This window comes from Streptomyces sp. NPDC029216 (assembly GCF_040648015.1).
Taxonomy (GTDB): domain Bacteria; phylum Actinomycetota; class Actinomycetes; order Streptomycetales; family Streptomycetaceae; genus Streptomyces.
In genome coordinates this window covers 1-12,418 of the sequence record NZ_JBEZWL010000098.1, presented here as the reverse complement: position 1 = coordinate 12,418, position 12,418 = coordinate 1, and the positions used below count along the sequence as shown (strand labels likewise).

General features: G+C 72.9%; 12 protein-coding genes. 11 read left to right on the top strand and 1 reads right to left on the bottom strand.

The window, feature by feature from the left end; translation table 11 throughout:
* Positions 1–7 precede the first annotated feature (7 nt).
* The 11 genes from AB0F18_RS27820 (at position 8) to AB0F18_RS27770 (ending at position 12,112) form a co-directional block, all read left to right on the top strand.
* On the top strand, positions 8–1,747 hold the full coding sequence (locus tag AB0F18_RS27820) for an IucA/IucC family protein (protein ID WP_362065490.1): 1,740 nt from the start codon (positions 8–10) through the stop codon (positions 1,745–1,747).
* Between the two features lie 29 nt (positions 1,748–1,776).
* Positions 1,777–3,054 (top strand): MFS transporter, encoded by a 1,278-nt coding sequence (locus AB0F18_RS27815; protein ID WP_362065487.1) that lies wholly within the window; start codon positions 1,777–1,779, stop codon positions 3,052–3,054.
* Positions 3,054–4,826: an IucA/IucC family protein gene (locus AB0F18_RS27810; RefSeq protein ID WP_362065439.1), complete on the top strand. Its 1,773-nt coding sequence runs from the start codon at positions 3,054–3,056 to the stop codon at positions 4,824–4,826. Before AB0F18_RS27815 ends, AB0F18_RS27810 begins: the two co-directional genes overlap by 1 nt.
* On the top strand, positions 4,823–6,037 hold the full coding sequence (locus tag AB0F18_RS27805) for a type III PLP-dependent enzyme (protein ID WP_362065437.1): 1,215 nt from the start codon (positions 4,823–4,825) through the stop codon (positions 6,035–6,037). Before AB0F18_RS27810 ends, AB0F18_RS27805 begins: the two co-directional genes overlap by 4 nt.
* Positions 6,038–6,081: 44 nt before the next feature.
* A complete protein-coding gene (locus AB0F18_RS27800) occupies positions 6,082–6,933 on the top strand; it encodes a HipA family kinase (protein WP_362065435.1) in 852 nt (283 codons plus the stop codon).
* Positions 6,930–7,313, top strand: coding sequence for a DUF3037 domain-containing protein (locus AB0F18_RS27795; protein WP_362065432.1), 384 nt, complete (start codon positions 6,930–6,932; stop codon positions 7,311–7,313). Before AB0F18_RS27800 ends, AB0F18_RS27795 begins: the two co-directional genes overlap by 4 nt.
* A 147-nt stretch (positions 7,314–7,460) precedes the next feature.
* A complete protein-coding gene (fabG, locus tag AB0F18_RS27790; protein WP_362065430.1) occupies positions 7,461–8,222 on the top strand; it encodes a 3-oxoacyl-ACP reductase FabG in 762 nt (253 codons plus the stop codon).
* Positions 8,223–8,250: 28 nt separating this feature from the next.
* A complete protein-coding gene (locus tag AB0F18_RS27785) occupies positions 8,251–9,012 on the top strand; it encodes an SDR family oxidoreductase (RefSeq protein WP_362065427.1) in 762 nt (253 codons plus the stop codon).
* A gap of 152 nt (positions 9,013–9,164) precedes the next feature.
* Positions 9,165–10,748 (top strand): ABC transporter substrate-binding protein, encoded by a 1,584-nt coding sequence (locus AB0F18_RS27780; protein ID WP_362065425.1) that lies wholly within the window; start codon positions 9,165–9,167, stop codon positions 10,746–10,748.
* Between the two features lie 114 nt (positions 10,749–10,862).
* Complete coding sequence (locus tag AB0F18_RS27775; RefSeq protein WP_362065484.1) at positions 10,863–11,531, top strand: uracil-DNA glycosylase; 669 nt, start codon at positions 10,863–10,865, stop codon at positions 11,529–11,531.
* A gap of 50 nt (positions 11,532–11,581) precedes the next feature.
* The gene (locus AB0F18_RS27770; RefSeq protein ID WP_362065422.1) at positions 11,582–12,112 is read left to right on the top strand and encodes a hypothetical protein; all 531 of its coding nucleotides are present in this window, start codon (positions 11,582–11,584) and stop codon (positions 12,110–12,112) included.
* On the opposite strand, the gene AB0F18_RS27765 is transcribed toward AB0F18_RS27770, so the two are convergent.
* Complete coding sequence (locus tag AB0F18_RS27765) at positions 12,109–12,243, bottom strand: hypothetical protein (protein WP_362065419.1); 135 nt, start codon at positions 12,241–12,243, stop codon at positions 12,109–12,111. The genes AB0F18_RS27770 and AB0F18_RS27765 overlap by 4 nt on opposite strands.
* Positions 12,244–12,418: the final 175 nt, after the last annotated feature.

Here is a 12,418-nt window from a genome sequence, read left to right as displayed (position 1 = left end):
AGAAGCCCTGCTGCTGCGGGTCCTGAGCGCCTTCCTGCGCGAGGACGTCGTCGGCCTGCGCAGCCGCACCACCCCCACACCGCGCGAGGACGGACTCTGGCTGCGCCTGCCCGGAGCGGGCGCGCACGAGGCCCTGCTGCTCCCCGTCACCCGGGACGGCTTCCAGAGCGAGTACGCCGCACGGCTCCCGCTGCTCCTGCGCGAGCCGGACGGCGCCGCGCTCACCGGCTCCGAGGCCGTACTCGGCGCGCTGACCGCCCTGGCCGACCCCGTGGACCGGCCCGGATTCGAGGCCTTCGCGCAGGAGTGCCGCCAGACCCTGGCGACCATGCACCTGCACGACCGCACCACCGGCGAGGTCTTCGACGCGCTGACGGCCCGCTACGGCGCCGACCCCGCCGACTGGACCGGCCCGGCCGCCTCCCTCGCCCACGACACCCTCGCCGCCCGCCTCGACCACCCCGTCTACCCGACGGCGCGCGGTCGCTCAGGCCTCGACGACGCCCAGCTGCGCGCGTACGCCCCCGAGTTCCATCCCCGTTTCGCCCTGCGCTGGCTCGCGGTACCCCGCGAGGCGCTCACCGTGCCGGGCGGCGCCGACCGGCTGCCCGCGATCTGGCCCACCCCCGGCGACCTCGGCCTGCCACACCTCGGCGGCAGCCACCTCGCGCTGCCGGTCCACCCGCTGACGCTCGGTGCGCCGCTGCGCGACGCCCTGCGCGAAACCGGCCTGGACGGCACGGCGGTGCTCGCCGAACGCCCGTACCTGGAAGCCGTACCGACCCTGTCGATGCGTACGGTCGCCCTCACCGCCGAGCCGGACCTCCACCTCAAGCTCCCGCTCGCCACCGCGACCTTGGGCCTGCGCAACCGCCGCACCATCAAGCCCGTCACCCTCCTGCACGGTGCCGCCGGGCAGCGCCTGCTGGAAGCCGTCATCGCCCGCGAGCCGCGGTTCGAGGACTCGATCCTGCACGCCGACGAGACGGTCTACGCCCACGCCGGGCACGAGCTCCTCGCCGCGCTGTGCCGCCGCCACCCCGCCGGCCTCGACCAAGCGGTCGTCCTGCCCCTGGCCGCCCTGCTGGCCCCGGCGCCGGACGGACGGCTGCTGATCGACAGCCTCGCCGACCGCTTCCACGGCGGCGACCCGGTCGCCCTCCTCGACGCCTGCCTCACCCTGCTCTTCGACTGGCAGACCACGCTCTTCGGCTACGGCATCGCCATCGAGTCGCACCAGCAGAACGTCTCCCTCGTCCTGGACCGCGACCCCGCCGGTGCCACCCGTGTCCGCCTGCTGTTCAAGGACGACGACAGCCCCCGCCTCAACCTTCCGCGGATGCGGCAGACCCTCGGCGCCGACACCGACGGCCTCACCCCGTTCGAGGACCCCCGGATGTTCGGCGAGGACTACCGGGCCGTCACCGACATGTTCACCACCATCACCCTCCACCTGTGCGCGGGCTCCTACGCCTTCGGCCTGGCCCGGCACGGCCGCGCCCCGCTGGACACCCTGCTCACGCTGGTGCGCGACCGTCTGGCCGAGGCGGCGGACCGGCTCGGCAGCGGCCCGGGGGAGCCCGGCGCGGTGCTGCGGGACCGGCTCCTGGACGCCCCGCACTTCCCGGTCAAGGCGATGGTCACCGCCGGAACCCTGCTCACCAAGGAGCGCTCCGGCGCGACCGACGTCAACACGCACTACACCACCGGCCCCAACTACCTGCCGCGAGCGAGGGACCCCAGATGAGCGTCACCGCCGCCCCCGAGGGAGGGCCGATGACGGCCCCGGCGCCCGCGACCCCGCCGCGCCCGCTGCTGGGCCGCCGGCAGGTGCACGCCGTCGCCGGCTGCTACTTCGTGGCCTCCTTCGCCGCCCTCGGCCTGCCCCCGTACCTCACCGAGATCCTGCCCCGGCTCGGCGACGACACGGCCCGGTGGGCGGGAGTGCTCTACATCGTCCCGACCATCTTCGCCGCTCTCGGTGCTCCGCTGTGGGGGAGGCTCGCCGACCGGTTCGGCCGCAAGCGGCTGCTGCTGCGCGCCCAGCTCGGCCTCGCCGTGTCGTTCCTGATGGCCGGCTGGGCCGACTCCCTCGCCACCTTCACCGCGGCGCTGGTGCTCCAGGGCATCCTCGGCGGTACCTTCGCCGCCTCCAACGGCTACCTCGGCGCGGCGCTGGAGGGCCCCGAGCTGTCCAAGGCGCTCACGCTGATGCAGGGCGCCGCGCGGGCGGCCCTGGTCGCCGCCCCCGTCGTGGTCGGGTCGCTGTCCCCGTGGGTGTCCCCGCACCGCCAGTACGCCCTGCTGGCCGTCCTGCCGCTCACCGCGGCCCTGCTGATCGCCGCCCTCCCGGAGTCGCGCACGGCCCGGCCGGGCGCGGCGCGCAAGGGCGGAGCGGAGACGGGGTCCCCCACGGCCGCCGAGTCCGCGCAGCCGCCCGCGGCACCGGCCGGGGAAGCGCCGGCCGCCTCCCCGCCCGCACGGCTGCGGGCCCTGTACGCCCTGGAATTCGCCTTCGTCTTCTCCACGGTCATCTCCTTCCCCTACCTGATCCGGCTGATCGACGAGCGCATACCCGGGACCTCCCCGGTCCTCTCCGGAGTGTTCTTCGCCCTGCCGCACCTGTGCTACCTGCTGACCGCCATGAAGGTGCACGCCGCCTTCCACCACCGCCCGCGGGCCGGCATCGCGCTGGGCTTCACCTGCATCGCGCTGGGCCTGGCCGGGCACGGCGTCGCGGACAGCCTGGTGACCCTGACCGCCGTACGGCTGCTGCTCGGTGCCGGCCTGACCCTCGGCCTCGTCTGCCTGTCCGTGCTGGCCGCCGACTGCGCCAAGGGCCGCGAGCCCGGCGGGCTGTTCGGGACGGTGGAGTTCTTCTCCAAGGCCGGCGCGGTCGTCGCCGGTATCGCCGCCGCCGTGGGAACCAGCCACTTCGGGCCCGCCGCGCCGGTCCTGACCGGCGCCCTGGTCGCCGTGGCCGCCGCGAGCGTCCTCGTCCTTCCCCCTTCCGCGTGCAGTCTGCGCATCCCCCGTACCCGCTGGAGCCGTTGATGCCCCCGCTGAACAAGTCCCTCGCCACCGCCGCACCCGAGGCCGCCGCCCGCAGCGGACTGCCGAGCGCGGACGACGTCGTCGCCCACACCCTCCTCAACTGCCTGCTGCGCGAGGTGTCCGGCCCCGAGCACCAGAGCGCCGTCACCGGGGACCACCTGCTGCTGCGGCTGCCCCGCCGCGGCGTGCTGTTGCGCGTCGCCCTCCGCCGTACCTCCCTGCTGGGCGCCCACCGGTTCACCGGCCCGGTGCTGGAGCAGCGCGGCGCCGTCTGGGCGCAGATCGACTGGCGGCGCCTGGCCGAGTACACCCAGGACGAACTGTCGCTGCGGACGGGTGTGCGCAACGACGAGTTCCTGGACCAGGTCGCCTCCGGGCACGCGGCCGTCACCGCGGGCCTCGCCGCCCGCGCCACGGCCGGCGCCGCGGCCGCGGCCGGGGAGGACGGGCTCGCCACGTACCTCGCCTCCGAGCAGTCCCTGCTCTTCGGCCACCGCTTCCACCCGACCCCGAAGGCCCGCACCGGCGACCCCGAGACCTGGCTGTCGTACGCCCCCGAGGCCGGGGCGTCCTTCCCGCTGCACCACCTCGCCGTCCGCGCGGGGCTGGTCGCCGAGGAGACCGCCGAGGACGGCGCGGCCGCACCGCTCGACCGGCTGCGGGCCGACGTCCCGGAGGGTTACCGGCTGCTGCCCGCGCACCCCTGGCAGTACGCGATGCTGCGCGAGCACCCCGCGCTGCGAGAGGCCCTGGACCGGGGCGACGTCCTGGACCTGGGGCCGCACGGGAACCCGTTCGCCGCCACCGCCTCCGTACGCACGCTGTACGACGGCGAGACGTTCCTGAAGTTCAGCCTCAACGTCCGCATCACCAACTGCCTGCGCAAGAACGCCAGTTACGAGCTGACCGGCGCGGTGGCCCTGACCCGCCTGCTGGAGCCCGCGCTGACCGACCTGGCGGACCGCTTCCCCGGCAGCGCCATGCTCCGCGAGCCGGCCTACCGCAGCCTCGCCCTTCCCGGCCCCGACGGGACCCCGGACCGGGCGCTGCTGGAGGGCTTCGGCGTGATCGTCCGCGAGGGCCTGTCGCGGCAGCTCCTGCCCGGCACGACCCCGCTGCTGGCGGCCGCCGTCGCCGACGAGTACCCGACCGGCCCCGGCCACGTTTCGCACCTCCTGGAGGGCGCGGGACCGCAGACCGTCCTCGACTGGTGGGCGGCGTACCTCAAGCTGCTCGTCCCGCCGGTGCTGGCCGCCTACTTCGACCACGGCCTCGTCCTGGAACCGCATCTGCAGAACGTCATCGTCTGCGTCGACGACGACGGCATGCCGGCCCAGGTGCTCTTCCGCGACCTGGAGGGCACCAAGCTCCTCCCCGGGCACCACGCCGCCGCCCTCGCCGCCCTGCCCGCCGACGTCGCCCGCCCCATGACGTACGACGCGGAGCGCGGCTGGGACCGGGTGGTCTACTGCCTGCTGGTCAACCACGTCGCCGAGATGCTCGCCGCGCTCGCCGATCTGCACCCGCGGACCGAGGCCGCGCTGTGGGCCCGGGTCCGCTCCACGCTCCAGACGCACGCCGACCGCCACGGCTGCCCGCCCCGGCTGGCCGCGCTGCTCGCCGGGGTGCCGCTGCCGGCCAAGGCGAACCTGCTCACCCGCTGGGAGCGCAAGGCCGACCGCGAGGCCGGCTACGTCAGGCTCCCCTCCCCCTTCGCCGAGGACGTGCTCTCGGCCACGGCCCACGACCAGAACACCTGGAGCGCCCGGTGACCGCACCCACTTCCCCGGTCCGCGACCGCATCCGGGCCCTGCCCGCCGCCGAACTGCCCGCGTACGTCTACGACCTGGCCGCCCTGCGCGAACACGCCGCGTCGGTGCGGGCGGCCCTGCCCGAGCGCGTCGAGCTGTACTACGCCGCCAAGGCCAACCCCGAGCCGGAGATCCTGGCCGCCCTCGGCCCGTACGTCGACGGGTACGAGGTCTCCTCGGGCGGCGAGCTCGCCCACGTCGCCAAGGCAGTCCCGGGCCGCCCCCTGGCCTTCGGCGGCCCCGGCAAGACGCCGGCCGAGATCACCGGCGCGCTGGAACGGGGCGTGACCCGCTTCCACGTCGAGAGCGTCCACGAACTCCACGTGCTGGCCGCGCTGGCGGCCCGGACCGTCCCCGACGCGACCGTCGCCGTCCTGCTCCGCTTCAACCTGCCCCTGTCCACCGCCTCCCTCGCGGGCAGCTCGCTGGCCATGGGCGGCCGCCCCACCCCGTTCGGCCTCGACCCCGCCGACGCCGGCACCGTCGTCCGCCTGCTGACCGACGGCACCTACCCGCAGCTCGCCCTGCGGGGGGTCCACGCCCACCTGGCCAGCGGTCTCGATGCCGCCGAGCAGCTGTCCGTGGCCGAGTCCGTGGTGGGCTGGGCCGCGGAACTGGCCGCACGCCACCGGATCCGCCTCGCGGAGGTCAACGTCGGCGGCGGCATGAACGTCGACTACCGGACCCCGGAGGACCGCTTCGACTGGACCGCGTACGGCAAGGGCCTCGCCCGGCTCGTCGCCGCCCACCCCGGCCTGACCCTGCGGATCGAACCGGGCCGCGCCCTGACCGCGTACTGCGGCTGGTACGCCACCGAGGTCCTGGACGTCAAGCGCAGCCACGGCGAGGAGTTCGCCGTCGTCCGCGGCGGCACCCACCACCTGCGCACCCCGGCCACCAAGGGCCACGACCAGCCCTGCTCGATCCTGCCGGTGGACGCCTGGCCCCACCCCTGGCCGCGGCCGACGGCCGAGGACGGCCGGGTCACCCTGACGGGCCAGCTGTGCACGCCCAAGGACCTCCTCGCCCGGCACGTCCCGGCGGCCGGGCTGCGGGCCGGCGACCGGGTGGCGTTCGCCCTCGCCGGCGCCTACGCATGGAACATCTCCCACCACGAGTTCCTCATGCATCCCCGGCCCGGCTTCCACTTCCTCGGCGGGACGGCGGACTGACGTCCGGCGGACCGTGAAGATCGCCGGCCGGTTAGCCTGGCGGAATGCTCACCGAAGTGATCGCGACCCGCTACGTCACGCCCTTGCGTGAGGGCGGCTCGCTGCCGGGAATCGTCGAGGCCGACGACCTCGGTACCTACGTCATGAAGTTCACCGGAGCCGGACAGGGCCGCAAGACCCTGGTCGCCGAGGTCGTCTGCGGACGGCTCGCCCAGCGGCTGGGGCTGCGGGTCCCGCGGCTGGTGCAGATGCAGCTCGACCCCGTGATCGGGCTCGCCGAGCCCGACCAGGAGGTCCAGGAGCTGCTCAAGGCCAGCGGCGGGCTCAACCTCGGCATGGACTACCTGCCCGGCTCCATCGGCTTCGACCCGCTCGCCTACCAGGCGGACCCGGTCGAGGCGGGGCGCGTGGTCTGGTTCGACGCGCTGATCAACAACGTCGACCGGTCCTGGCGCAATCCGAACATGCTGGTCTGGCACGGGGACCTGTGGCTCATCGACCACGGCGCCACGATGATCTGGCACCACAACTGGCCCACCGCCCAGGCGGCCGCCGCCAAGCCCTACAACGCCTCCGACCACGTCCTGGCCCCCGTCGGCCCGGACATCGCGGCCGCCGCCGCCGAGCTCGCCCCCCTGGTGACCGAGGAGCTGCTCACCGAGGTCGCGGCGGATGTCCCCGACGAGTGGCTCGTCGACGAACCCGGCTTCGACTCCACCGACGCGGTGCGGCGCGCCTACGTGGAGGCGCTGCTGCCGCGCGCGGCGACGATCCACGAGAGGATCACCATGGAGGCGGAGGTCAGGCAGCAGTCCGGTCCGCCGGGCTGGCTCGCCGAGCGCCTCCCTCCCCAGTCGGGCAAGAACGAGAACAAGCAGAAGAGCGGCGACGAGTGACCAAGCGGGACGTCTTCGAATACGCGCTGGTGCGCGTGGTGCCCCGGATGGAGCGCGGAGAGTGCTTCAACGCCGGCGTCATCGTCTACTGCCGGGCGCACTCCTACGTCGCCGCGCGCACCCACCTCGACGAGGCGAAGCTCCTCGCCCTGGACCCGCAGGCCGACGTGGCCGGGGTCCGGGCCGCGCTGCGCGGGGTCGAGGGGCTGTGCGCGGGCGGCGAGCGGGCGGGGCAGGCGGCGGGCGACGACCCGGGGCGGCGGTTCCGCTGGCTGATCGCCCCCCGCAGCACCGTGGTGCAGCCGGGCCCGGTGCACACCGGCCTGACGGCCGATCCCGCCGCGGAGGTGGAACGCCTGCTGGACCTGCTGGTCCGCTGACCGGGTGGCCGCGGGCCCACGGCACGGAAGCAGCCGGGTCCGGGCCCCGTTGACACCGGGTGCCGTGGCTCCTAGCGTCTCCTCAGCTGAAGCTACTAAGCGGTTGCTCACCTCGGGCGGCCGCTCTCAAGGGCGAGGAGAACCAGCATGTCCACCACCGAGCAGCGCGTCGCGATCGTGACCGGGGCGGCCCGGGGCATCGGCGCGGCCACCGCCGTGCGCCTGGCCGCCGAGGGCCGGGCGGTCGCCGTACTCGACCTCGACGAGGGGGCCTGCAAGGACACCGTCGAGGCGATCACGGCGGCCGGCGGCAAGGCCCTGGCCGTCGGCTGCGACGTCTCCGACGCCGCCCAGGTGGAGGCCGCCGTCGAGCGCGTGGCGAGCGCGCTCGGCGCCCCGACCATCCTCGTGAACAACGCGGGCGTCCTGCGCGACAACCTGCTCTTCAAGATGAGCGACACCGACTGGGACACCGTCATGAACGTGCACCTGCGCGGTGCGTTCCTGATGGCGAGGGCCTGTCAGAAGCACATGGTGGACGCCAAGTTCGGCCGCGTCGTGAACCTCTCCAGCAGCTCCGCCCTCGGCAACCGCGGCCAGGCCAACTACGCCGCCGCCAAGGCCGGTCTGCAGGGCTTCACCAAGACCCTGGCCATCGAGCTCGGCAAGTTCGGCATCACCGCCAACGCCGTCGCCCCCGGCTTCATCGTCACCGAGATGACCGCGCAGACCGCCGCCCGCGTCGGCATGGGCTTCGAGGAGTTCCAGGTCGCCGCCGCCTCGCAGATCCCCGTGCAGCGCGTGGGCCGCCCGGAGGACGTGGCCAACGCCATCGCCTTCTTCACCGACGAGGCCGCGGGCTTCGTCTCCGGCCAGGTCCTGTACGTGGCCGGCGGCCCGCTCAGCTGACGACACCCGGAGAGACAGGGGTTACGGCATGACGTACAACGGCACCGACAGCGGCAAGGTCGCCCTGGTCACCGGGGCGAGCCGGGGCATCGGCTACGGGATCGCCGAGGCGCTGGTCGCCCGGGGCGACCGGGTCGTGATCACCGGGCGCAACGAGGACGCGCTCAAGGAGGCCGTCGAGCGGCTCGGCGCGGACCGGGTGATCGGCGTGGCCGGGAAGGCCCACGACGAGGCCCACCAGGTCATCGCCGTGGACCGGGCGATGGAGGCCTTCGGCCGCGTCGACTTCCTGGTGAACAACGCCGGCACCAATCCGGTCTTCGGACCGATCGCCGACCTGGACCTCGGGGTGGCGCGCAAGGTCTTCGAGACCAACGTGATCTCGGCCCTCGGCTTCGCCCAGCGGACCTGGCACGCCTGGCAGAAGGACAACGGCGGGGCGATCGTGAACATCGCCTCGATCGCCGGCGTCTCCGCCTCGCCCTTCATCGGGGCTTACGGGATCAGCAAGGCCGCGATGATCAACCTCACGCTCCAGCTCGCGCACGAGATGGCGCCCGGGGTGCGGGTCAACGCGATCGCCCCGGCGGTGGTCAAGACGAGGTTCGCGCAGTCGCTCTACGAGGGCCGCGAGCAGGAGGCCTCGGCGGCCTATCCGCTCGGCCGGCTGGGGGTCCCCGAGGACATCGGGGGCGCGGCCGCATTTCTTACATCTGCACAAGCGGAATGGATTACTGGACAAACCCTGGTGGTCGACGGGGGGATGTTCCTGAATGCCGGTGTGCACTGACCGATAACCGGACGTATTTGCCTCCCATCGGGAGGCAAATACGTATCGAACATGCCCGAAATCGGTCAAGAGCCTCACGAAACCTGCCCATTGGATTTGTGACGCTCTGCGGTAGGGTCTGCCGCACCCCTGGCTGATCGAGGAGCGTGCACGTGTTCAACCGGACCAGATGCCTGCAGATCACTGCGGCCGTTGCGTCCATATCCCTGCTCGCCGGATGCGGTCTGCTTTCGGACGACGACGACGCCTCCGCCAAGCGGATCGTCGTGGGAACGACCAGCGCGCCGAGCACCCTCGACCCGGCCGCCGCCTGGGACGGCTCCTGGGAGCTGTACCGGAACATCTACCAGACCCTCCTGGCGTTCCCGACGGGCAGCACCAAGCCGCAGCCCGACGCCGCCCAGAGCTGCGAGTTCACCGACACGGCGAACATGGCCTACCGCTGCACCCTGCGGAAGGGCCTGAAGTTCTCCGACGGCGAGCCGCTCGACTCCAAGGCGGTCAAGCACTCCCTCGACCGGATCAGGACGATCAACTCCCAGGTCGGCCCCAAGGGCCTCTTCGAGAGCCTGGACAAGATCGAGGCCCCGGACCCGCTCACGGTCGTCTTCCACCTGAAGACCCCCGACGCGACCTTCCCGTACGTCCTCGGCTCGCCGGCCGCCTCGCTGGTCGCGCCGAAGGAGTACCCCGCCGACAAGCTGCGCTCGGACGGCAAGGTCACCGGCTCCGGCCCGTACCTGCTCACCTCGTACAAGGACGGCGGCGAGGCGGTCCTCGACCAGTACGACGGCTACCAGGGCTTCGCGAACCGCCGCAACAACGGCGTCACCATCCGCTACTTCAAGAAGTCCGACGAGATGGTCGCGGCCCTCAAGGACAAGGAGATCGACGCCACCTACCGAGGCCTGTCGGCAGCGGAGATCAAGGACCTGCAGAGCCCCGCCTCGCACAACCAGGGCGTCCAGGTCGTCGAGAACGTCGGCGCGGAGATCCGCTACCTGGTCTTCAACCCCAAGGACCCGCAGGTCGCCAAGCCGCAGGTGCGCCAGGCCATCGCCCAGATCATCGACCGCGGAGCGCTCGTCACCAAGGTCTACCAGGGCACCGCCGAGCCGCTGTACTCGATGGTCCCCAAGGGGGTCGTCGGCCACAAGACGCCTTTCTACGACATGTACGGCAACGCCGACGTCAACAAGGCGCGCAAGCTCCTCCAGGGCGCCGGGATCCCCACGCCCGTGGACCTGACGTTCTGGTACACCACCGACCGCTACGGCGGCTCCACCGCCGACGAGTTCACCGAGCTCAAGCGGCAGCTGGACGAGAGCGGACTCTTCAGGATCACCCTGCGCGGAAAGCCCTGGAAGGACTTCCAGGTCGGCTACAAGAACGGCGAATACCCGGTCTTCGGCCGCGGCTGGTTCCCCGACTTCCCGGACCCGGACAACTTCATCGCGCCCTTCGTCGGCAAGGAGAACGCGGTCGGCACCCCGTACGAGCCCGCCCAGGTCCAGAACGAGATCCTGCCCAACTCCCGCCGCCAGAGCGACCGGTCGGCCGGCGTCAAGGAGTTCGAGCAGGCCCAGCAGATCTTCGCGCAGGACGTCCGGCTGCTGCCGCTGTGGCAGGGCAAGCTCTACGTCGGCGCCCGCGAGGACATCGCCGGGGCCGAGCGGGCCCTGGACCCGCAGACCGCCATGCAGATGTGGGAGTTGTACCGCAAGACCAGCTGGTGACGGCCCTGTGACAGCGGGTCGCGGACGGCGCCCGGGGCACGGCGTTGTCAGTGGTGCCCGGTAGGTTCTGAGCAGTTGCACGAACTTGTACCGGAGGTTGTCGACGTGACCCAGATGCTGCCCGAGTCGTGGCTCCCCGTCCTCGGCGGGGAGCTGGACCAGCCCTACTTCAAGGAGCTCACCGAGTTCGTCGAGAAGGAGCGGGCGAACGGGCCGGTCTACCCGCCGCAGGAGCACGTCTTCGCGGCCCTGGAGGCCACGCCGTTCGACAAGGTGAAGGTGCTCGTCCTCGGCCAGGACCCGTACCACGGCGCCGGCCAGGGCCACGGCCTGTGCTTCTCCGTGCAGCCCGGGGTCAAGACCCCGCCCTCGCTGCGCAACATCTACAAGGAGATGAAGGAGGAGCTCGGCCTGGAGGTCCCGGACAACGGGTACCTGATGCCGTGGGCCCGGCAGGGCGTCCTCCTGCTCAACGCCGTCCTCACCGTCCGCGAGGCCGAGCCCAACTCGCACAAGGGCAAGGGCTGGGAGAAGTTCACCGACGCGGTGATCCGCGCCGTGTCCGACCGCCCCGACCCGTCCGTGTTCGTGCTCTGGGGCGCCTACGCCCAGAAGAAGATCCCGCTCATCGACCAGGAGCGGCACGTCATCGTCAAGGGCGCCCACCCCTCGCCGCTGTCGGCCAAGAAGTTCTTCGGCTCCCGGCCCTTCACGCAGATCAACGAGGCCGTCGCCGCCCAGGGCCATGAGCCGATCGACTGGCGGATCCCGGACCTGGGCTGACACCCCACCGCGCCTCGGCGCCAGAGCCGGTGCCTCCGGTTAGCTTCTTGATGATCGGACCGGATCAGGTCCGGCAGAGCAAGCCGGAGGCCCCGTTGACGGAGCAGCAGCAGGAGGCGTCGGAGGACGCCGTCATGACCAGGATCGGCCAGGCGGTCATCCTGCTGCACGCCGGGGACCGCGAGGAGGCCCGCAACCGGCTCTGCGAGATCTGGTCCGAGATCGGCGAGGAGGGCGACTCCCTCCACCGCTGCACCCTCGCCCACTACATGGCCGACACCCAGGACGACCCCGCCGACGAACTGGCCTGGGACCTGAGGGCCCTGAGCGCCGCCGACGGGCTCGGGGAGGCGGTGCGCGTCTTCTACCCGTCGCTGCACCTCAGCCTCGCGGCCGACTACGTCAAGCTGGGCCGCCCCGAGGCGGCCCGGGTCCACCTCGCGCGGGCCCGGGCGGCCACCCGGGCGCTGCCCGACGACGGGTACGGGAACGGGGTACGGGAGGCCATCGCCCGGCTGGAACGCCGCCTGGCCGAGCAGGCGGGACCGGGTCCCCGGCCGTTCCCCGAGCAGTCGCCCTAGGGTCTGTCCTCGTGGACGCCCGTGCAGATGCGGGCCTCCGGGCTGTCCGGCTTCCACTGCCCGTGCCGGCGGCCCAGCGCGCACACGTCCGCCGGGCGGACCGGCAGCTCCCGCACCAGCTCGCGCGGCACCTGCCCGTCGGGCCGTACGGGCCCGGGAAGGCCCCCGGGGAGGCGTTCGGCGTGCCCGGCGGGCCGGGGCGGCTCCGGGATGTCGGGGACGGCCTAAGCGGGTGGTCTCCGGTGATCCCTCGCGGAAGACCTCCCGGATGCGGGCGGCGACCGCGGCGTGCTCGGGCGTGCGGAC

Excerpts from the sequence above, each read along its gene's own strand:
- AB0F18_RS27815 (WP_362065487.1), top strand. The coding sequence starts at position 1,777 with ATGACGGCCCCGGCGCCCGCGACCCCGCCGCGCCCGCTGCTGGGCCGC.
- AB0F18_RS27810 (WP_362065439.1), top strand. The coding sequence starts at position 3,054 with ATGCCCCCGCTGAACAAGTCCCTCGCCACCGCCGCACCCGAGGCCGCC.
- AB0F18_RS27800 (WP_362065435.1), top strand. The coding sequence starts at position 6,082 with ATGCTCACCGAAGTGATCGCGACCCGCTACGTCACGCCCTTGCGTGAG.
- fabG (WP_362065430.1), top strand. The coding sequence starts at position 7,461 with ATGTCCACCACCGAGCAGCGCGTCGCGATCGTGACCGGGGCGGCCCGG.
- AB0F18_RS27785 (WP_362065427.1), top strand. The coding sequence starts at position 8,251 with ATGACGTACAACGGCACCGACAGCGGCAAGGTCGCCCTGGTCACCGGG.
- AB0F18_RS27775 (WP_362065484.1), top strand. The coding sequence starts at position 10,863 with ATGCTGCCCGAGTCGTGGCTCCCCGTCCTCGGCGGGGAGCTGGACCAG.
- AB0F18_RS27770 (WP_362065422.1), top strand. The coding sequence starts at position 11,582 with ATGATCGGACCGGATCAGGTCCGGCAGAGCAAGCCGGAGGCCCCGTTG.